Below are 19,384 nucleotides of genomic sequence, written 5' to 3' on the forward strand. Positions count from 1 at the left end.
ATGGCGTTCGAGGACTGTGCACTGAAAGTAATCCTACGATCACGCCTCCGGCGAGGGAGTTCGCGAAAACGCCACCATTCGCCACCCCTTCGAATGAACCCCATCACGGATCCACACGATTCACTTGACACCAGGGAGACCGGGAGCGGTGAAGCGGTGCGCGCGGGGGCGCACGAGTCGTGTCACACCACCTCCGTCACATCGGAGCGCACCCTCGCCGCACCAGATCGGCGACGCAGCGTCATCACCGCACTCCGGCTCGTAACCATCGAGAGCGCGACCCGTTGGAGGGGGCATGGGCTTCACGATCGGCGGCATCCGGGACATGCGGTCCGGCTCACGGCGCCGCGGCCGTGCGTCCGAATCCACGACGGTGGCGGAGTACACCGGGCTGTGGGGCTGGGACGTGGTGCCGGGCGCGCGGGCGGCACGGGGCACAAGCGGCAGCAGAAACGAATGTTCATGTGGCGCGGCCGACTGCGCCTCCCCCGGCGCCCATCCGCTCTCCTTCGCCCCCGGCGTCCCGGCGGGCGCCACCCTCGACGCGGCCGCGGCCGCGTGGCAAGAGGTCCCGGGGGCCGCCGTCCTTCTGCCCGTCGGCCGTTCGTTCGACGTCCTGGAGGTCGCGGAGTACGCGGGCCGGCACGCCCTGGTCCGGCTGGAGCGGATGGGGCTTCCGCTGGGGCCGGTGGCCGTCACCCCGCACGGGCGCGCCCAGTTCTTCGTCGCCCCGGGCGCCGCCGCCCAGCTCCCCGAGCTGCTCTACCGCATGGGCTGGGACGACGCCGACCTCGATCTGCGCTGTCTGGGACCCGGCGACCACATCACCGCCCCGCCCTGCGACCTCGGCGGCCTCGGGCCGGTCCGCTGGCTGCGGCCGCCGGCCTTCGACACGGCGGGCCGCCCGCCGCACGCCCGGCTGGTGCTGGGCACGCTCGCCTATGTGAGCCACCGGGCCGGGGCCTGAGAAAGCCGGGGCCTGAGGAACGGGCCTGAAAAGGCCGGACGGGCTGGATCGTCTCCAGCCCGTCCGGCTTGCTGACACGGGGGGGGTGCGCCCACCCGGCTCAGTCGCCGATCAGCGCGTCGACGAACGCCTCCGGCTCGAAGGGCGCGAGGTCGTCCGCGCCCTCGCCCAGCCCCACCAGCTTGACCGGGACGTTCAGCTCCCGCTGGACCGCGACGACGATGCCGCCCTTGGCGGTGCCGTCCAGCTTGGTCAGCACGATGCCGGTGATGTCCACGACCTCGCGGAAGACCCGGGCCTGGATCAGGCCGTTCTGCCCGGTGGTGGCGTCGAGCACGAGCAGCACCTCGTCCACCTCGCCGTGCTTCTCCACGACCCGCTTGACCTTGCCCAGCTCGTCCATCAGGCCGGTCTTGGTGTGCAGCCGCCCGGCGGTGTCGATGATGACGGCATCCGCGGACTCGGCGATGCCCTCCTTCACCGCGTCGAAGGCGACCGAGGCCGGGTCGCCGCCCTCGGGGCCCCGGATCGTACGGGCGCCGACCCGCTCGCCCCAGGTCTGCAGCTGGTCGGCGGCGGCGGCGCGGAAGGTGTCGGCCGCGCCGAGCACGACCGACTTGCCGTCGGCGACGAGCACCCGCGCGAGCTTGCCGGTGGTGGTGGTCTTGCCGGTGCCGTTGACCCCGACGATCATGACGACGCCCGGCTTCTCCTCGCCGTTCACACCCACACCGCTCTCGGTGTGCACGGTGCGGTCGGCGTCGGTGCCGACCAGGCGCAGCAGCTCCTCGCGGAGCAGACCGCGCAGCTCCTCGGGGGAACGGGTGCCGAGCACCTTGACGCGCTCGCGCAGCCGCTCGACCAGCTCCTGCGTCGGCGCGACGCCGACGTCGGCGGTCAGCAGGGTGTCCTCGATCTCCTCCCAGGTCTCCTCGTCGAGGTGCTCCCGGGACAGCAGGGTCAGCAGCCCCTTGCCCAGAGTGGTCTGGGAGCGGGAGAGCCGGGCGCGCAGCCGGACCAGCCGGCCGGCGGTGGGCTCGGGGACCTCGATCGGCGGGACCTCGGGGACGGCGGGGGCGGGGGCCTCCGCGGTCGTGGCCGGGGCCTCGGCCCCCGGCAGGTCCACCTCCTCGATGGTCCTGCGCGGTTCCTCGCGCGGGGTTTCGGCCTCCTCGCCGACGTGCGGCTCGGCGGGCGGCGCGGTGACGGACGGGCTGCTCGGCGGTGCCGAGGGCAGTCGCTTCTTCTTGCGGCTGCTGATCACAAGCCCGCTGGTCGCGGCGAGCACGACCACAGCGATGACTACAGCAAGGATGACGAATTCCATAACCCACCCAGTATCAGCCACGAGCCGGAGGGAGTCATTCGCCTCCCAGTCCGGCTTCCCGGGCACGCACGATCGCCTGGGCGCGGTCGCGCACCTGGAGCTTGGCGAAGATGGAGCCCACGTGGTTGCGTACGGTCTTGTCGGTGACCACCAGCCGCTGAGCGATCTGGCGGTAGCCGAGCCCGGCCGCGAGCAGGTCCAGCACCTCGCGCTCGCGTGCGGTCAGGGTGGGGAACGCCTCCTTGGCCGAGGCGGAGCCGGAGGCGCCGAGCAGCGCCCCGAGCCGCTCGGCCATCCGCGGGCTGAACACCGCGCCGCCGCGCGCCACGGTGTGCAGCGCCCGCAGGATCTCGTCCCGGCCCGCCCCCTTGAGGAGGTAGCCGCGGGCGCCGGCGCGCACAGCGGCCAGCAGGCTGTCGTCGTCCTCGGACATGGTCATGACCATGACCCGCGCCTCGGGGCGGTCGCACAGGATCCGCCTGGTCGCCTCCAGACCGGACCGGCCGGGCAGCCCGAGGTCCATGACCACGAGGTCGGGGCCGGTGCGTCCGGCCTCGGCGACCGCCTCGTCCGCACAGGCCGCCTGGCCGACGACGGCGAAGGCGGCGTCGAGATTGACGGCCGCGGCCAGGCCCTCGCGGAAGAGCGGATGGTCGTCCACGAGGAGTACGCGCCACTGCGGTGGTGCCACGGCTGTTGTCACCGGATCGGGTTCCTTTCCATGGCGGTGGTTGACGCGATGAGCGCGGTGCACCCCTCATGCCCGGTGGTCTTCCGGTGTTCCTCGGGGTTGCCGTGCTCCCCTGGCCCGGCCAGCGGCAGGACGGCGTGCACCACCGTGCCCGTCGCGGAACCGGTGACCGAGCAGGAGCCCCCGATCTCCTCGGCCCGCTCGGCCACCGAGGCCAGCCCGATGCCGGGCACCGCGGTCTCGCGCAGCCCGCTGCCGTCGTCGATGACCTTGACCTCGAGAGTGTCCGGGCCCGCGGTCAGTTCGACGCCGACCTGGCGCGCCCGCGCGTGTCGTACGGCGTTGGTGAGCGACTCCGCCGCGATCCGGTAGGCGGCCGTCTCCACACCCGGCGACAGCGGGGGCAGCACGGCCGGGCGACTGGCCACGCTCACCCGCAGCCCGTCGACGCCCAGCCGGTGCGCCAGATCCCGGACGGCCCCGGTCAGCCCGCGCTCGGCCAGCGCGGCCGGGGCGAGGCCCGCGGTGATCCGCCGCACCTCGACCAGGGCCTCGGCGAGCGTCTCGGCGGCCTCGCACAGCTGGGGGCGGGCCGGGTGGCCGGGCGGGCAGGAGGTCTGGGCGATGTCCAGGCGCAGCCGGACGGCGGCCAGCTGAGGACCGAGGCCGTCGTGGATCTCCCGGCGCAGCCGGCGGCGCTCCTCTTCGCAGGCGAGGACCAGCCGCTCGCGGGCGGCCTGGGCCTCCTCGGCCAGGCGCAGCGCGGCGAGCGCGGGGGCGGCCTGGTCGGCGAGCAGGGACAGCAGCCCGCTGTCGCGCTCGGCGGGGGTGCCGGAGCCGTCGCGGGAGACTTCGAGGCGGCCAACGGTGCGGCCGTGCTGGCGCAGTACAAAGGTCTGGACCGGGCCGGTGAGCGGCGCTCCGGCGGCGGCCAGCCGCCGGGGCCCGGCGCGGGTGTCGACGCTGACGGCGGCGCCCGAGACGCCGAGGTCCTCCACGGCGCTGCGGCAGATCTGCTGGGGTACCTCGCCCGGGTGCGGGGCCTGCTGAAGCCGTACGGCCAGGGCGCTGACGGCTTCGTGCGGGCGGGCCCGGGGCCCGTAGAAGGCGCGCTCGACGCGGAGCGTGAGCCAGCGGGCGCTCGGCCGCAGGGCCCAGCCCAGGACGAGTGCGCACCCCGCGGCGGCGGTGGTGGCCCCGCTCCGTACGGAGGGAACACCGGCCTGGACCGCGACGACCGCGCAGACGACGACGGCGCCCAGCGAGGTGAGGACGAAGGCGCGGGCGAGGCGGTGGCTGGTGGAGCGGTCCAGCCGCCATATGCCGGTGCGGGCGACGCCCAGGCAGATGGCGGCCGCCCAGACCGCGCTGCCCACGGTGCGGGCCACGATGGTGGGCATGCCCTCACCCCACTCGGACAGCAGCAGGGAGACACAGGCCGGATAGGCCCCGGCGAGCAGCGCCCAGTCGCGCCGCTCGGCGCCCCGGGAGACGGCCGCGCGGCAGCACAGGGCCGCGGTGACCACGGCGGCGACGGTGCGCAGCACCCATGGCTCGGCCTCGGCGTAGGTGTCCAGGTGGTCGAAGGCCCACTGGCCGCACGCGGTGCCGAACGCCGGGTTGGGCACGGTGCCCACCAGCGGCTCGCTGATCAGCCACAGCATCGCGTAGCCCAGCCAGTACGCGGACGCGCTCACGCTGATCGCCCACCACTGCCACCGGCGCTGGGCGCCGCGCGGAAAGAGCCACAGCGGCAGCAGTAATACGGTCAGCGGGCGGCAGACCATCTTGGCGGCGGCCAGGAGCAGCGACAGCAGGGCGCCGGTCGTGCCGAAGTCGGCGAGTCCCAGCAGCGCGGCCGCGGCCGAGGGCAGCAGCCACAGGCCCCCGGCCACCAGCAGGACGCTTCCGTACCGCCGCGCCGACCGCTCGGCCAGCAGGAGGACGCCGACGCCCAGCACCGGGACGCCGACGGCCACCCGGGTGAGCACGGTGGCGCCGCGGGGGCGCGGGTAGGTCAGTGCGAGCCATTGGTCGTCCACCCGCAGCAGTCCGGCGAGCCAGCCGGCCAGCACCACCACGAAGAGCGCCGATATCCCGCCCGCGGCCCGCACGGCACGGTCCTTCGGCAGTGCGGTATGCCTCATGTCAGGCGGCGACCGGCCCGTCGGCGGGGGCCCGGTGTCCCCTCGAGCGGGAGCCACCCCTGACCCACAGCGTCACATAGCTGTCGTTGCGGCCGGGGCGGCACTTGTACTCGTCCCACTTGTGCCGCTGGATGCCGTTCTTGCCGGCCCGCTGACAGGCCCCGGTGGTGTCGAAGTGCCCGGCCTCCCGCCAGGACGCGTCCTCGGACGCGGCGGCCGGGGAGACGGTGGAGGTCCACAGGAGGGCTGCGGCGATCAGGCCCAGTGCGGTCGTCGCGTGAATTCGGGAAGGGCGCATGGTCAATCTCCTTGTTCTCGCCCCCTGCCCTACCCGCCGCCGCGGCCGCGAAGTGCGGGGACACCCCGGCCCACCCGAACCGGTGACCCCCTAGCACCCCCGTTCCGTATCGAGCGGCCCGGGCGCGGTGGGCGTGCGTGCTCACCAGACGACCAGGAGCACGGCGACGGCGATGGTCTCCGCCTCCGCGTAGGGCAGTCCGAACCGCATCAGGGCGAGCATGATCGGCTGCGCCGCCCAGGTCTCCAGCGTCTCCAGGAAGTTGGCGAGCCGGTGGGCGTACCGGCGCACCATCGCGGTCTCCCGGGGGCTGAGCCGGCTGAGCAGCTTGGCGAGCAGGCTGCCGCCGTGGTGCAGCGCGGTCACCAGCAGGCGCTGCCGGATGAGCTGGGCGGCGGCGGGGTCGAGCCCCTCGGCGGCGAAGAGCGCGGCCTTGGCGGCTTCCAGTTCCCCGGTGTCGCCGGCGCTCAGCCGGACCCTGATGACCAGGTCGTCGATGTCGGCCCTGGTGATGAGCGGTTCCCCCGTGCTGATCGTCACGCGCCCTCCTCGTACGGCGGTCCGTAATCCGGCCCGCCCGCGGCGGACCGGGTTTTACGATCAGCCGCCCCATGTCCCAGGCGCATGAGTCATCCGCCCCGGCCGCGCCCGTGTGTCCGCCTTGGCGTCGCACGCCGGGGACGTGAAGGCGCTGCGCCGTGAGGGCGTCCACCGCATCCTGACGCCCGAGGAGTGTCTGGCGGTTGCGGCGGACGCAGGCCAGGGGGCGAGCCCGGTGCCGCATCCGCTGTGCGGCGGCATGCCGGTCGAAGAGGGCCGGCGCTCGCTGGAGCTGTTCGCGGAACGAGTTCTGCCCCGCCTCAAGGACTGAGGCGGGGCAGTTCTCCTGTACGAGGAGTGGGCGGCGGGGGTTAGCCCATCTCCTCCAACGCCTTGCCCTTGGTCTCCGGCACCCACTTGAGGATGAACGGGATCGAGAGCAGGGCGAAGGCCGTGTACATGATGTAGGTCGCCGACAGGTTCCACTCCGACAGGCTCGGGAAGCTGGCGGTGATGGCCCAGTTGGCGATCCACTGGGCGGAGGCGGCGACGCCGAGGGCGGCGGCGCGGATCTTGTTCGGGAACATCTCGCCGAGCAGCACCCAGACCACCACACCCCACGAGAGGGCGAAGAAGAGCACGAAGGAGTGGGCCGCGATCAGGGCCAGGACGCCCTCGGTGTGCGGCAGCTTGCCATCGACCAGGTTCGCAGAGAAGGCCCAGGCCACCAGGCCCAGGGAGACCGCCATACCGGCCGAACCGATCAGGGCGAGCGGCTTGCGGCCGACCTTGTCGACGAAGATCATCGCGATCACGGTGCCGATGATGTTGATGATCGAGGTGGTGAAGGAGTAGAGGAACGAGCTGCTCGGGTCGACGCCGACGGACTGCCACAGCGTCGAGGAGTAGTAGAAGGCCACATTGATGCCGACGAGCTGCTGGAAGACCGAGAGCCCGATGCCGATCCAGACGACGGGCAGCAGCCCGAAGCGGCCGCCGAGCAGGTCCTTGAAGGTCGACTTGTGCTCGCTGCGCATGGCCCGGTCGATCTCGGCGACACGGACGTCGAGGTCCACGCTCTTGCCCTCGACCTCTTCCAGGACCTTCTTGGCCTGGTCGGTCCGGCCGACGGAGATCAGGAAGCGGGGCGACTCGGGGATGGCGAAGGACAGCAGCCCGTAGAGGACCGCCGGGATGACCATGACGCCGAGCATCCACTGCCATGCCTCAAGGCCGGCGATCTTGCCGCGCTGGTCGCCGTCGGCGAGGTTGAGGATGGCCCAGTTGACGAGCTGGGAGACGGCGATGCCGAACACGATCGCGGCCTGCTGGAACGAGGCGAGACGGCCGCGGTACGCGGGCGGGGCGACCTCGGCGATGTAGGCCGGGCCGATCACCGAGGCCATGCCGATGCCGATGCCGCCGAGCACGCGCCATACGGCGAGGTCCCACAGGGCGAAGGGCACCGCCGAGCCGATCGCGCTGACGGTGAACAGGGTGGCGGCGATCTGCATGACGCGGATCCGGCCGATGCGGTCGGCTATCCGGCCGGCCGTGGCGGCACCGATGGCCGAACCGATCAGGGCGATGGCGACGACCTGGGCGAGGGCCGCGGACCCGATGTCGTACCGGCCGCGGATGGCCTCGACCGCTCCGTTGATCACCGAGCTGTCGTACCCGAAGAGAAAGCCGCCCATCGCGGCGGCGGCAGTGATGAAGATGACGTGGCCGAGATGGTCCGGCTGGGCCTTACGGCCCTCGGACCCCTGTGCCTGCACGGTGGTGGTCAACGTGAACTCCTGTGGCCCGTCCGGCAGCGCTGCCGGACGTGGGGGCTGGCTGGCCCTTCCAGCGGGGGCTTGCCGAGAGGTCGGCCACCACTTGAAGGTAAAAGCAACGTTGCAGAGACTATTCCTTCAAGTTTCGAAGTCAATAGGGTGAGACGAAGAAATCTCGGCCAAGTCCGCCACCCCTCTCAAGAACTTGACTTCAAGTGTTGAAGCAGTCACCGCAAGCGTTGACTAATGACCTTGGATACCCCGTCGCCCTGCATCGATACGCCGTACAGCGCGTCGGCGACCTCCATCGTCCGCTTCTGGTGAGTGATCACGATCAGCTGGGAGGCATCCTGCAGCTCCTGCATGATCCGGATCAGCCGCTGCAGATTGGTGTCGTCCAGCGCCGCCTCGACCTCGTCCATCACATAGAACGGGCTCGGCCGCGCCTTGAAGATCGACACCAGCAGCGCCACGGCGGTCAGCGAGCGCTCACCGCCCGACAGCAGGGACAGCCGCTTGACCTTCTTGCCCGGCGGCCGGGCCTCCACGTCCACGCCCGTGCTCAGCATGTTGCCGGGGTCGGTGAGCACCAGCCGCCCCTCCCCACCCGGGAACAGCCGTGAGAACACCCCCTCGAATTCGCGCGCGGTGTCCCGGTATGCCTCCGTGAAGACCTGCTCGACCCGCTCGTCGACCTCCTTCACCACCTGGAGAAGATCGGCCCGGGTCTTCTTCAGATCCTCCAGCTGCTCGCTCAGGAACTTGTGCCGCTCCTCCAGCGCCGCGAACTCCTCCAGCGCCAGCGGATTGACCTTGCCGAGCTGCTGGTACGCGCGCTCCGCCGCCTTCAGCCGCTTCTCCTGCTGCGCCCGGACATAGGCCACCGGCTGATTGCGCGGATGCTCCGGGTCCTCCGGCAGCACCTCGCCCTCGGCGGGCGGGGACGGCGGTACGAGCTGATCGGGGCCGTAGTCGGCGATCAGCCCGGCCGGTTCGACGCCCAGCTCCTCCAGCGCCTTGGACTCCAGCTGCTCGATCCGCAGCCGCTTCTCCGCGCCCAGCACCTCGCCCCGGTGCACCGAATCGGTCAGCTTGTCCAGCTCGCTCGTGAGATCACGCCCCTGATTGCGCTCGGCCACCAGCTCGCGCTCGCGCTCGGCCTTGGCACGCTCCGCCGCGTCCCGTTCCGCCGCGGCCCGCACCAGGGACACCTCGACATGCGCGAGCAACTGCCGGGCGCCCGCCGCCACGGCCGAGGCCACCTCGGCCTCGTGGCGCAGCCGGGCACGCCGCTGCTCGGCGCGCGCCCGCGCCTCACGCTCGGCCCGCGCGCCCCGGTCGAGCGCGTCGGCCCGCCCCGCGAGCCCCTTGACCCGCTCCTCATGCGTACGGACCTGGAGCCGCGCCTCCATCTCGGTCTGCCGGGCGTTGGCGCCGTCGGCCGCCAGACGGTCCCGTGCGGAGGTGTCGGGCTCCTCCTCGCCCGGCGCCTCCTCGGCCACCGCCAGCCTTTCGGCCAATTCCTCGGCCTCCTCCGTCGCCCGCTCCAGGGCCTCCTCGGCCCTCGCGACGGCCGCTGTCGTCCGCTCGGCCTCCCCCGCCGCCCCGCGCGCCTGCCCGGCCAGCCGCCCCAGCGACTGCGCGACCTGCGACTTCTCCCGGTCGGCCGCGCTGCGCCGGGCCGCCAGCTCCTCGACGAGCGCCCCGCACTCGGTCCGCCGCTCCTGCGCCGCGCGCTGCGCCCCCGCCAGTTCCTCGCACCGTACGGCGAGCTCCTCCAGTTCCGCCGCCGCCTCGTCGACGGAAGCCTGCACCTCCAGCAGGCTCGGCGCCCCGGCCGACCCGCCCTGCGCGAAGTGCGCACCGAGCAGATCGCCCTCGGCGGTCACCGCCGTCAACTCCGGGCGCCGCGCGATCAGTTCCTCTGCCTCCTCCAAAGTCCGAACCACCACCATGCCGTCCAGCAGTCGCCGTACGGCCGCCAGCAGCCCCGCGGGTCCGCCCACCAGGTCCGCCACCCGCACCGGCCCGTCGGCAGGGCCAGGCCCGCTCCTCGCCCGCGGAAGGCTGACGCCGCCCCCGTCCCCGCCGGGGTGTGGCACGCGTCCGCAGCCCTCCGCCCCGCCGCCCTCGGCCGGAGCCCGCGTGCCCGGCACGCCGGTAGCGTCGTCGCCCGCGCCGGCCGGCGTACCCGCCGGACCGGCGGCGACCTGCGGCATCGCCGAACCACCCGATTCCGGCCCGGTTGCGCCATCCGGGGGGCCGGGCGCGGCCGACAGGTCGGCCCCTTCCCCGGCTCCGGCCCCGGCCCCGGCCCCGGCCCCGGCCCCGGCCCAAGCATCCGACCCGGCGCCGCCGACGGCCTCCACAGACGCACCCCCCGGCCCGCCCGGGACCCGTGCGCCGGAGACGGCCTGCGGTACCGCCGAACCATCGGAACCCGGCACGGCCGCGCCGTCATCGACCGCAAACGCGCCCGGCCCGCCCGCGACCGGGGCGCCGGAGACAGCCTGCGGTACCGCCGAACCATCGGAACCCGGCACGGCCGCGCCGTCATCGACCGCAAACGCGCCCGGCCCGCCCGGGACCGGGGCGCTGCTCAGGAGGAGGGCCGCGCGGCCGGCGTCCTGGTCGCGGAGGAGGCGGAGCGCATCGGCCGCCGACGACGGGCCGCTGACCGCGATCGCGTCGGCGGCGGCGCCCAGGGCGGCGGCGACGGGGGCCTCGAAGCCCGGGGTGACGTCGAGGAGTTCGGCGGCGGGGCCGAGGAGGCCGGTGAGGCGGTCGGCGGCGGCGAGAAGGGCGCCGGTCCCGTCCTTGCGTCGCAGGCCGAGCGCCAGCGCGTCATGGCGGGCGGCGGTCGCGGCGCGCTTGCGCTCGGCGGCCGTCGCGGCCTCGCGGGCCGCGCTCAGCGCCGCCTCCGCCTCCGCCAGCCCCCGCTTGGCGGCCTCGTGGCGCTCCGCCAGTTCCGCGTCGTCCGCGTCGAGTCCGTCGACCTCGGCCTTGAGCTGCTCGTACTCCTCCTGGGCGGCGACCGCCCGCGCCTGCGCCTCGTCCCGGGAGGCGACCAGCCGCTCGATCTCGGCACGCGCCGAACCCGCCCGGCCGCGGGCGGCGTTGACCTGGCCCTGGAGCCGGGCGAGTCCTTCGCGGCGGTCGGCGATGGCCCGGGCGACGTCCTTGAGCCGGCGCTCTTCCTGCGCCAGGCCGCGCTCCAGTTCGGCCCGGTGGGCCACGGTGTCGTCGAGCGCGCGGCTCGCCGCCTCCAGGGCGGCCTCCAGCTCGGCTTCCTGTTCCCGGATGCGGGCCGCCTCGCGCTCCATGTCCTCCGGGTCGCGGCCGCGCCGCTCCTCACCGGGGGCGGAGGTGGCGCTCTTGACCCGGGCGTCGGCGAGGCTGATCGTGCCCCGCACCCGCTCGGCGAGCTGGGAGAGCTCGTACCAGGTCTGCTGGGCGTCCCGCAGCCGCGGTGCCAGCCGGCGCACCTGTTCCTCCAGCGCCGCCTCGCGCTGCTGTGCGGTGCGCAGCTCGGCCTCCGCGGTGTCCTTGCGCCGCTTGAGCTCGGCCTCGTCGGCGACCTCGGCGCGCAGCGCCTCACGGAGAGCCACCAGGTCGTCGGCGAGCAGCCGCAGCCGGGCGTCGCGCAGATCGGCCTGGATCACGGCGGCCCGGCGGGCCACGGCGGCCTGTCGGCCGAGCGGTTTGAGCTGGCGCCGCAGCTCGTCGGTGAGGTCCTGGACCCGGGCGAGGTTCGCCTGCATCGCGTCCAGCTTCCGCAGCGCCTTCTCCTTGCGCTTGCGGTGCTTGAGGACGCCTGCGGCCTCCTCGATGAAGGCCCGGCGGCCGGTCGGGTCGGCGTGCAGCACCCCGTCGAGCTGGCCCTGGCCGACGATGACGTGCATCTCACGGCCGATGCCGGAGTCGGAGAGCAGCTCCTGGATGTCCAGCAGCCGGCAGGTGTCCCCGTTGATCTGATATTCGCTGCCGCCGTTGCGGAACATGATCCGCGTAATGGTGACTTCTGCGTAGTCGATGGGCAGCGCGCCATCGGCGTTGTCGATGGTGAGCGAGACCTCGGCGCGGCCGAGCGGCGGGCGGCCGGTGGTGCCGGCGAAGATGACGTCTTCCATCTTCCCGCCGCGCAGGGATTTGGCTCCCTGTTCACCCATGACCCAGGAAAGGGCGTCCACGACATTGGACTTGCCCGAGCCGTTGGGGCCGACGACGCAGGTGATACCCGGCTCGAACCGGAGCGTCGTGGCCGAGGCGAAGGATTTGAAGCCTCGCAGGGTCAGGCTCTTGAGATGCACGCCTTTGGACTCTACCCGGCACCCTTCGTCCGGCAGCCTCCCGCGGACGTGGCGCCGCGGACCCGTCCCGGCTTTTTCCCGCTTTCACGAGTGATCGGTTTCACTGGTGAGGGCGAGGGGCACATCAGTCGGTAAGGGAGGAAGCGAAGGAACGACGAAGGGACGCCGAGGCGTCCCTTGAAGATTCTCAAGCGGCTGACGATGCAGCCCGACCGGCCCCAGGGGCTGGGTCAGGCGAGCGCAGGCTCCGCCTGGGATACGTCGATGCTTTCGAGCAGCGAGTCGCCGTGATGAGCGGCGGCGGACAGTGCGTCGTTCTCGGCCTGGATCCGGATGAGCTCGGATTCGAGGTCCTGGACGCGCTGCTGAAGCCGTCGCATCTCGGCGAGGACTCGGGGGTCGGAGCCGCCGACGTAACCGAGAAGCGCCTTTGCCATGATGGATGGTCCTCCACAATGAGTGACCGACCGAAGCGGTGTTGGTCGTGAGGGATTCGCACCCGCGAGCTTGCCGAAATTACTACCGTGCTGCGCGGCAAACAGTTAAGGTGCGCGGGGCTTCCAGCGTCTCACCAATTGGTTTGAGGGTCAACACGATCACACGTCGGCCGCCGCCGCAGGGGGTCGAGAACGCACTGACGGCGGGCTGCGCCGCACCTCTCCAGAGGACCCGTGGCGGTCGAAAGATCTTCCGTGACTCCGCAGCCTTGCACGGAGCGGCGCCGTTGGCAACCATCAGCCGGTTTCTGCTCACGGCAGGGACGGAACAGGCACGGAAGGCGTGGTCGGCGGGGGGCCGGAAAGGACCCGTTCGGCCCACCCCGGTCAGCGGATCTCGAAGGTGTCGTAGCCGCCGCGAGGCGTGTCCCAGATCTCGGTGACACCGTCGACGCGTCCGGGCGTGTCGCCGTCCCGCAGCCAATCGAGCAATTGTTCGCATTCCGCACGCGGGCCCTCCGCGACCACCTGAACCCGCCCGTCGGCCAGGTTCGAGGCGAAGCCGACGAGGCCCCCGATGCGCAGGGCGTTGGCCCGGGTGAACCAGCGGAAGCCGACGCCCTGGACGCGGCCGCGGACCCACGCGGTGAGCCGGACTGTGTCGTTCATACATGAACGCTAACCGGCGAATTGGCCACCGAGCACGCGAGGTCGGGGCCCGATGGCGTACAGTCCCGGCTCAATAAGACTCACCCACACAGGTGATTCATAGCACCCACATGAGTGACACACATTGACGCCGAGCACATTAAGGAAGGCAGGAGATGGGCCGCCATCGACGATCTGCCCCCGGTCCCGCGGTCCCCGCGGCCACCACAGGTCGCCATCGGGGCGCGCGCCGGAGCGCTCTCGCTCCGGTACGGACCGGGCTGTTGGGCGTGTCCGCCGCTGTAGCGGTGGGCGCGGCGGCGATGGCCTCCGGACTGGTTCCGGGAGGCGACCAAAACATCGGCGGAGGCAATGACTCCGCCGGCCAGGTGCAGGCGGGCGGGCCCACCGACTCGGGCCTGGAGGCGCAGGGCTCGGAGTCCGCGTCCCCCACCGACCGCAGCCGGGTACCGGCGAGCCGAGGCGACGACCGGCCTCACGCTCCCTCCACAACTCCCTCCAAGAAGCCCACCACGCCCCCCAGGACCCCGTCCACGACCCCGCCGAGCCAGCCGGGCTCCTCCGACACCGCACAGCCCGGCGGGAGCCACGGAAACGGCGGCGGCAAGGGCAACGGGGGCAACCACGGCTCCGGGTCCGGGTCCGGCTCCGCCGGCAAGGGGAGCTCGACTCCGTCCGACACGCCCTCGACGGAGCCGACCGGGGACGCGAGCACGGCCGAGCCCGGGGGAGGCAAGCAGTCGGCCGTGGAGTCACAGATCCTCAAGCGGGTCAACAAGGAGCGGGCCAAGGTCGGCTGCTCCCCGGTGACCGCCGACCCGAAACTCGGCCAGCTTGCCCAGGACTTCAGCGACGACATGTCGCTGCGGGGCTTCTTCGACCACCTCAACCCGGACGGCGACAGCCCCTGGGACCGCGCCCAGAGCGCGGGCATCCTGGACCTGGGCGGCGAGAACATCGCCCGCGGCCAGATGACAGCGCAGGCGGTCATGGACTCCTGGATGGACAGCACCGGCCACCGCGCCAACATCCTCAACTGTTCGTACAAGACCATGGGCGTCGGCGCGCACTTCGGCCCGGGCGGCCCCTGGTGGACACAGGAGTTCGGTTACTGAGTCCAAACGAAGCCCCGGAGCGTGTTCACACCCGCTCCGGGGCTCTCGTATGCCCGCCCCCAGGGCGTTCTTCGGACAGGGTCGCCGCTCAGGCGGCCTCGGCGGAGCGGCCCGCCCGGTACGTCCGCGCGGTCTCGGCGACGCGCCGGCCGAGGTGGGCGGCGGTCTCGATGTCCGCCTTGTGCACGCCCTCGGCGCCCTGGTCGGCGTTGGTCTGGGCAGCGGCGCCGAGGAAGAAGCCGAACCGGTTGAGGTCGTTCTCGGAGGCCGTGGAGGCGTTCCAGCCCGGCTGCAGCCCCAGGTTCACCCAGTGCATGCCGTGCTGGGCCGCGAGCACGGTGAAGAACTGCAGGGTGTTCAGCTTGTCGCCGCTCTTGGAGGCGGAGTTGGTGAAGCCCGCGGCGATCTTGTCCTGCCACGCCTTGGTGAAGAAGCGCTTCGAGGTGAGCTCGGCGAAGGCGTGGAAGGCGCCCGACGCGGTGCCCATGTAGGTGGGCGAGCCGAAGACGATCGCGTCCGAGGCGTCGAGCAGATCCCACTGCTGCTCGGTGATGGTGTCGACCTTGATCAGGTGAACGGTGGCGCCGGCGGCGGCCGCGCCGTCGAGGACGGCCTCGGCCAGGACGGCGGTGTGGCCGTAGCCGGAGTGGTAGGCGACGGAGACGACGGGGGTGGTCACGGTGGTCCGCTCCTCAGGGGTGGTGAACGCGCTGGATGACGCGACCAGCGAAGCACTAACTAAGAGAAAGCGCAACCTATGAGTTAGCACTGAGCGCGAGTATGGTGTGTACATGGAACGTGAACGCACAGGTGAGGCATGCTGCGCGGACGGCGCCGAGGGCCTGGCTTTCGATGTGTTCGCCCGCGCCTGCCCCTCGCGCGGCACGCTGGAGCACGTCACCGGCAAATGGGGAAGTCTCACGCTGGGCGCGCTGTACGAGAGCACGCTCCGCTTCAACCAGCTGCGCCGGCGGGTCGACGGCGTCAGCGAGAAGATGCTGTCCCAGACGCTGCACGCGCTGGAGCGCGACGGGCTGGTGCACCGCGAGGCGCAGCCGACCAATCCGCCCCGCGTGGACTACCGGCTCACCCCGCTGGGTCACGCGGTCGCCGACCAGCTGCTGGCTTTGATCAATCTGGTCGAGGAGCGGATGCCGGAGGTGCTGACGGCCCAGCAGCGCTACGACAAGACGCGCGCTCCGGGCGGCGAGACGCCGAGCGGGCGGGGCGTGGCCCCCGGGCGCGGCGGGCGCTGACAGCGCGGGCAGAAGTAGCTGGAGCGGTTCATCCAGGGGCGGCGGCGCATCGCGGTGCCACAGCGGCGGCACGGCTCGTTCTCCCGGCCGTACGCGTCCAAGGAACGCTCGAAGTACCCCGATTCCCCGTTCACATTGACGTAGAAGCTGTCGAAGCTGGTGCCGCCGACCGCCAGCGCCGCGCTCATCACCTCGCGCACATGGCCGAGGAGTTCGGCGCTGCGGGGGCGGGTGAGGGTCGCCGTCGGCCGGTCGTAGTGCAGCCGGGTACGCCACAACGCCTCGTCGGCGTAGATATTGCCGACGCCGCTGATCAGCGACTGGTCGAGCAGGGCGCGTTTGATGGTGGTACGGCGGCGGCGCAGCGCGGTGTGGAAGGCCGCCTCGTCGAAGGCGGGGTCCAGCGGATCGCGGGCGATGTGCGCGATGGCGTCCGGCAGCCCCTCAAGGTCGCCGGGCACGGTGTCGTGCAGCGACAGACCGCCGAAGGTGCGCTGGTCGACGAAGCGCAGCTCGGTGCCCGCGTCGTCGGCGAAGCGGACCCGGATGCGCAGATGCCTCTCGTCCGGGGCGTCGGCGGGCTGGACCAGCAGCTGCCCGCTCATGCCGAGGTGGGCCAGGACCGATTCGGCGGCGGCGTCGTCGTCGAACGGCAGCCACAGATACTTGCCACGGCGGCGGACGGTCCCGGTGCGGCGGCCGGTGAGGCGGGCCGCGAAGTCCTCCGCGCCGCCGAGGTGACGGCGGACGGCACGCGGATGCAGCACCTGGACGTCGGCGACGGTGCGGCCGCTGACCCAGCGCTCCAGTCCGCGCCGGACCACCTCGACCTCGGGCAGCTCGGGCAACGTGTCTCCTGGGAAGGTGTGGCTCCCCGGGACGGGGCCCGGGGAGCCGTGAGGTGCTAGCGCACCGGGGTGGAGGCCGTGCCGGCGGCGGTCCCGCCGTCCGCGGTGGTGGCGGTCGCGGCGTCGGCTTCGGCCGCGGCCTTCGCCTGGGCCTCGTCGGCGGCCGCGCGGATCGCGCGCCAGGCGGCCTCGGCCGCCTGCTGCTCGGCTTCCTTCTTGCTGCGGCCGGTGCCGGTGCCGTACGCGACACCACCGACGCGGGCGGCAGCCGTGAAGGTCTTCTCGTGGTCGGGCCCGGTCTCGGAGACCAGGTACTCGGGAACCCCGAGACCCTCGGTGGCGGTCAGCTCCTGGAGGCTGGTCTTCCAGTCCAGGCCCGCGCCGAGATTCGAGGACTTCTCGATCAGCGGGTCGAAGAGCCGGTGCACCATCTCCGCGGCGGCGTCGAGCCCCCGGTCGAGATAGACCGCGCCGATCACCGCTTCAAGGGTGTCGGCGAGGATGGATGCCTTGTCCCTGCCCCCGGTGCCCTCTTCGCCCCGGCCGAGCCGGATGAAGGCGCCGAGGTCGAGGCCGCGGCCCACCTCGGCGAGCGCGCGCGAGTTGACCACCGCGGCCCGCAGCTTGGCCAGCTGGCCCTCGGGCAGGTCGGGGTGGATGCGGTACAGCGTGTCGGTGACCACCAGGCCGAGCACCGAATCCCCGAGGAATTCCAGCCGCTCGTTGGTGGGCAGCCCGCCGTTCTCGTACGCGAAGGAGCGGTGGGTGAGCGCACGCACCAGAAGGGCGGACTCGAGCTGATACCCGAGCCGCCCTTCCAGGATCGTGTGGGACGAGGCTGTGTCCGCCTGGGACGCTTCACCGCGCTTGCGCGGGGGCGTAGTGGCGTCTGACATAGAGCCTGTCACCCGCCGATCAGACCTCGAGGACCTGGCGGCGGTTGTAGGTGCCGCAGCTCGGGCACGCGATGTGCTGCTGCTTCGGCTCGTGGCAGCGCTCGCACGCCACCAGGGTGGGGACCGCAGCCTTCCACTGCGACCGGCGGTGGCGCGTGTTGCTGCGCGACATCTTCCGCTTCGGAACAGCCACGGCTACTTCTCCTGTGAGTCATCCCCGCGCTGGCGGGGTGCGTTGTCCTTCTCGCCGTCCTGGATGGCCTCGGCGAGTTCCTGCAGTGCCGCCCAACGGATGTCGACGGCGTCGTGATGGTGGTCCGGGTCGTCCGCGAGCCGGGCGCCACAGTCGGCGCACAGCCCCGGGCAGTCCTCCCGGCACACCGGCTGCAGCGGCAGTGCGAGCACCACCGCGTCGCGCAGCACGGGCTCGAGGTCGAACAGGTCGGCCTCGAGGAAGAGCGTGTCCTCCTCCTCGGCGTCGTCGCCGGTCTCCGCATGGCGGCTCCGGTCGTCGGCGTCGGGGTAGGAGTACATCTCCTGGAAGTCCACTTCGAGTTCCTGCTCCAGTGGCTCCAGACACCTTACGCACTCCCCTGTCAGCGGCGCACGGGCGGTGCCTGTGACAAGCACCCCCTCCATGACCGACTCCAGGCGGAGGTCGAGCTCCACGGTCGCGCCCTCCCGCACCCCGATGACCTCGATGCCGAGATCCTTGGGGGCCGCCACGGTCCGCGAGAGCCTTTTGAGCGCACCAGGACGACGGCCCAGCTCGCGCGTGTCGAACACGAGAGGGGCGCGGTGGTCGAGGCGGGCGTTCAGGGCTTCCTGCTTTCTACGGCTGCGGCGGGCCACCCGGCACTGGTACGAAGCGGGCAGCCGAGATCGCGGACGTACTCGCGACCGAAGAGCCAGGATACTGGACGGTCCGCCGTAGACCCAATCCGCCCGTTGGAGCGGGGGTCTAGCGACCTTCTTCGTACTGCCGGAGCTGATCGAGGTCGATCATGCTGGTGTCGAACAGGCTGGTCTCGTCGAGTGCGGCGCCCGGCTGCTGGTGCTGCTGAAGCTGCTGCTGGTGGGGGTCGGGGAGGTAGCCCCCGTTCGGGTCGTAGCCCTGGGCCTGGGCCTGCTGCTGCCAGGCGTAGGCGTCCGCCTGCGGATAGCCGGCCTGCGCCGTGTACGGGTCCTGCTGCTGCGGGATGTACGCCTGCTGTTGCTGGTAGCCGTACGCGTCCTGTTGCTGCTGGTAACCCGCGGTGGCGGCGTAGTACGCGGGGTCGGCCGCGGCGACCTCGGGCTGAGCGGCCGGCTGGACCGCGGTCGGCTGGACCACGGTCGCCTGGGCCGGGGCCGCCTGGGACTGGGCGAGGTCCGCGAGGTAGTCGTCGTCGCTGGTGCGCAGGCCGAGGGAGGCCGCGTCCTGGGCCGCCATATGGGCCGCCAGCTCATCGGCCGGCCGGGACCCGAGCAGCTTCTGCCGGCCCCGGCCGACCGCCTCCAGGGTCTTGCCGAGGACGGCCGATACGGCGCCGAGCTTGGTGTCCACGTACTCGTCGGCGCGCTGCCACAGGGTCTGCGGGTCGGCACTGCGCTCCGGCCCCTCCTCCGGCTGACCGAAGCCGTCGGGACCGGCGGGGGCGCGGCCCAGGAGCTTCTCCCGGCCGCGGTCCACGGAGCCGATGGTCTTGGTCAGCACGACCTCGAAGTTGGCGAGCTTGCTGTCCACGTAGTCGTCGGCCTCGGCGCGGATCTCCTCGGCCTCCCGGCGGGCCTCGGCGAGGATCCGGTCGGCCTCCTCCTGGGACTGCCTGGCCACCTCGGTCGCCGAGATCAGCGCGGTGCGCTGGGTGTGCGCGGACTCGATGATCCGCTCCGCCTCCCGGCGGGCCTCCTCGACCATCTGGTCGCGGCCGCCGATCAGCTCCTGGGCATGCGCGAGGGAGTCCGGAAGCGCGGCCCGCAGCTCCTCCAGCATGGCGAGCAGCTCGGCGCGGTTGACCACGCACGAGGCCGACATCGGCATGGACCGGGCGCTGCCGACCGTATCGACGATCTCGTCGAGCTTCTTCTGCACGTCCACTGTGGATGCTCGCAGACTTCTCGGG

Annotated in this window: 19 protein-coding genes; 4 read left to right on the top strand and 15 right to left on the bottom strand. The window is 72.3% G+C overall.

The window, feature by feature from the left end; all coding sequences use genetic code 11:
* The first annotated feature begins 295 nt into the window (after nt 1-295).
* Nucleotides 296-967 (top strand): bifunctional DNA primase/polymerase, encoded by a 672-nt coding sequence (locus ABZU99_RS27180; protein ID WP_356047047.1) that lies wholly within the window; start codon nt 296-298, stop codon nt 965-967.
* A 100-nt stretch (nt 968-1,067) separates the two neighbouring features.
* Here the strand turns inward: ABZU99_RS27180 and ftsY are convergent, their stop codons facing one another.
* From ftsY to ABZU99_RS27205, 5 genes are all read right to left on the bottom strand, one after another.
* A complete protein-coding gene (gene ftsY / locus ABZU99_RS27185; protein ID WP_355948067.1) occupies nt 1,068-2,294 on the bottom strand; it encodes a signal recognition particle-docking protein FtsY in 1,227 nt (408 codons plus the stop codon).
* A gap of 34 nt (nt 2,295-2,328) precedes the next feature.
* Nucleotides 2,329-2,997, bottom strand: a complete 669-nt coding sequence (locus ABZU99_RS27190) for a response regulator transcription factor (RefSeq protein ID WP_355948064.1) — start codon at nt 2,995-2,997, stop codon at nt 2,329-2,331.
* On the bottom strand, nt 2,994-5,132 hold the full coding sequence (locus ABZU99_RS27195; RefSeq protein WP_356047044.1) for a histidine kinase: 2,139 nt from the start codon (nt 5,130-5,132) through the stop codon (nt 2,994-2,996). Before ABZU99_RS27195 ends, ABZU99_RS27190 begins: the two co-directional genes overlap by 4 nt.
* 1 nt (nt 5,133) lies before the next feature.
* Nucleotides 5,134-5,430 carry a hypothetical protein gene (locus ABZU99_RS27200; protein WP_355948058.1) on the bottom strand — a complete coding sequence of 99 codons (297 nt, stop codon included), beginning with the start codon at nt 5,428-5,430 and terminating at the stop codon, nt 5,134-5,136.
* A gap of 141 nt (nt 5,431-5,571) precedes the next feature.
* A complete protein-coding gene (locus tag ABZU99_RS27205) occupies nt 5,572-5,970 on the bottom strand; it encodes a hypothetical protein (RefSeq protein ID WP_355948055.1) in 399 nt (132 codons plus the stop codon).
* A gap of 121 nt (nt 5,971-6,091) precedes the next feature.
* On the opposite strand from ABZU99_RS27205, the gene ABZU99_RS27210 reads away from it, so the two are divergent.
* The gene (locus tag ABZU99_RS27210) at nt 6,092-6,301 is read left to right on the top strand and encodes a hypothetical protein (RefSeq protein WP_355948052.1); all 210 of its coding nucleotides are present in this window, start codon (nt 6,092-6,094) and stop codon (nt 6,299-6,301) included.
* 40 nt (nt 6,302-6,341) lie between these two features.
* Here the strand turns inward: ABZU99_RS27210 and ABZU99_RS27215 are convergent, their stop codons facing one another.
* The 4 genes from ABZU99_RS27215 to ABZU99_RS27230 all read right to left on the bottom strand — a co-directional run bounded on the left by ABZU99_RS27215 (nt 6,342) and on the right by ABZU99_RS27230 (nt 13,164).
* Nucleotides 6,342-7,760, bottom strand: coding sequence for a sugar porter family MFS transporter (locus ABZU99_RS27215; RefSeq protein ID WP_355948049.1), 1,419 nt, complete (start codon nt 7,758-7,760; stop codon nt 6,342-6,344).
* 215 nt (nt 7,761-7,975) lie between these two features.
* The gene (locus ABZU99_RS27220; RefSeq protein ID WP_356047041.1) at nt 7,976-12,058 is read right to left on the bottom strand and encodes an AAA family ATPase; all 4,083 of its coding nucleotides are present in this window, start codon (nt 12,056-12,058) and stop codon (nt 7,976-7,978) included.
* Nucleotides 12,059-12,288: 230 nt separating this feature from the next.
* Nucleotides 12,289-12,495, bottom strand: coding sequence for a hypothetical protein (locus tag ABZU99_RS27225; RefSeq protein WP_311727813.1), 207 nt, complete (start codon nt 12,493-12,495; stop codon nt 12,289-12,291).
* Nucleotides 12,496-12,882: 387 nt separating this feature from the next.
* On the bottom strand, nt 12,883-13,164 hold the full coding sequence (locus tag ABZU99_RS27230; RefSeq protein ID WP_355948044.1) for an acylphosphatase: 282 nt from the start codon (nt 13,162-13,164) through the stop codon (nt 12,883-12,885).
* 269 nt (nt 13,165-13,433) lie between these two features.
* Here ABZU99_RS27230 and ABZU99_RS27235 point away from each other — a divergent pair, with 269 nt between their 5' ends.
* Nucleotides 13,434-14,279: a CAP domain-containing protein gene (locus tag ABZU99_RS27235; protein ID WP_355948041.1), complete on the top strand. Its 846-nt coding sequence runs from the start codon at nt 13,434-13,436 to the stop codon at nt 14,277-14,279.
* Nucleotides 14,280-14,367: 88 nt separating this feature from the next.
* Here the strand turns inward: ABZU99_RS27235 and ABZU99_RS27240 are convergent, their stop codons facing one another.
* Nucleotides 14,368-14,958 carry a flavodoxin family protein gene (locus ABZU99_RS27240; protein ID WP_356047038.1) on the bottom strand — a complete coding sequence of 197 codons (591 nt, stop codon included), beginning with the start codon at nt 14,956-14,958 and terminating at the stop codon, nt 14,368-14,370.
* 112 nt (nt 14,959-15,070) lie between these two features.
* Here ABZU99_RS27240 and ABZU99_RS27245 point away from each other — a divergent pair, with 112 nt between their 5' ends.
* Nucleotides 15,071-15,535 (top strand): helix-turn-helix domain-containing protein, encoded by a 465-nt coding sequence (locus ABZU99_RS27245; protein WP_356047036.1) that lies wholly within the window; start codon nt 15,071-15,073, stop codon nt 15,533-15,535.
* On the opposite strand, the gene mutM is transcribed toward ABZU99_RS27245, so the two are convergent.
* The 5 genes from mutM to ABZU99_RS27270 all read right to left on the bottom strand — a co-directional run bounded on the left by mutM (nt 15,460) and on the right by ABZU99_RS27270 (nt 19,359).
* Nucleotides 15,460-16,383, bottom strand: a complete 924-nt coding sequence (gene mutM, locus ABZU99_RS27250) for a bifunctional DNA-formamidopyrimidine glycosylase/DNA-(apurinic or apyrimidinic site) lyase (RefSeq protein ID WP_356047034.1) — start codon at nt 16,381-16,383, stop codon at nt 15,460-15,462. The genes ABZU99_RS27245 and mutM overlap by 76 nt on opposite strands.
* Before the next feature lie 56 nt (nt 16,384-16,439).
* Nucleotides 16,440-17,279, bottom strand: a complete 840-nt coding sequence (gene rnc, locus ABZU99_RS27255; RefSeq protein WP_356047032.1) for a ribonuclease III — start codon at nt 17,277-17,279, stop codon at nt 16,440-16,442.
* A gap of 19 nt (nt 17,280-17,298) precedes the next feature.
* A complete protein-coding gene (rpmF, locus tag ABZU99_RS27260) occupies nt 17,299-17,472 on the bottom strand; it encodes a 50S ribosomal protein L32 (protein WP_009714764.1) in 174 nt (57 codons plus the stop codon).
* A gap of 2 nt (nt 17,473-17,474) precedes the next feature.
* Complete coding sequence (locus tag ABZU99_RS27265) at nt 17,475-18,065, bottom strand: YceD family protein (protein WP_356047030.1); 591 nt, start codon at nt 18,063-18,065, stop codon at nt 17,475-17,477.
* 175 nt (nt 18,066-18,240) lie between these two features.
* The gene (locus ABZU99_RS27270) at nt 18,241-19,359 is read right to left on the bottom strand and encodes an ATP synthase F0 subunit B (protein ID WP_356047028.1); all 1,119 of its coding nucleotides are present in this window, start codon (nt 19,357-19,359) and stop codon (nt 18,241-18,243) included.
* Between the last annotated feature and the right edge of the window lie 25 nt (nt 19,360-19,384).

The sequence above is a fragment of the Streptomyces sp. NPDC005266 genome (assembly GCF_040607655.1).
Lineage (GTDB): Bacteria > Actinomycetota > Actinomycetes > Streptomycetales > Streptomycetaceae > Streptomyces.

Bases quoted from the DNA above. Each gene is read 5' to 3' on its own strand.
- ABZU99_RS27180 (WP_356047047.1), top strand. From the start codon at position 296: ATGGGCTTCACGATCGGCGGCATCCGGGACATGCGGTCCGGCTCACGG.
- ftsY (WP_355948067.1), bottom strand. From the start codon at position 2,294: ATGGAATTCGTCATCCTTGCTGTAGTCATCGCTGTGGTCGTGCTCGCC.
- ABZU99_RS27195 (WP_356047044.1), bottom strand. From the start codon at position 5,132: ATGAGGCATACCGCACTGCCGAAGGACCGTGCCGTGCGGGCCGCGGGC.
- ABZU99_RS27200 (WP_355948058.1), bottom strand. From the start codon at position 5,430: ATGCGCCCTTCCCGAATTCACGCGACGACCGCACTGGGCCTGATCGCC.
- ABZU99_RS27225 (WP_311727813.1), bottom strand. From the start codon at position 12,495: ATGGCAAAGGCGCTTCTCGGTTACGTCGGCGGCTCCGACCCCCGAGTC.
- ABZU99_RS27230 (WP_355948044.1), bottom strand. From the start codon at position 13,164: ATGAACGACACAGTCCGGCTCACCGCGTGGGTCCGCGGCCGCGTCCAG.
- ABZU99_RS27245 (WP_356047036.1), top strand. From the start codon at position 15,071: ATGGAACGTGAACGCACAGGTGAGGCATGCTGCGCGGACGGCGCCGAG.
- rnc (WP_356047032.1), bottom strand. From the start codon at position 17,279: ATGTCAGACGCCACTACGCCCCCGCGCAAGCGCGGTGAAGCGTCCCAG.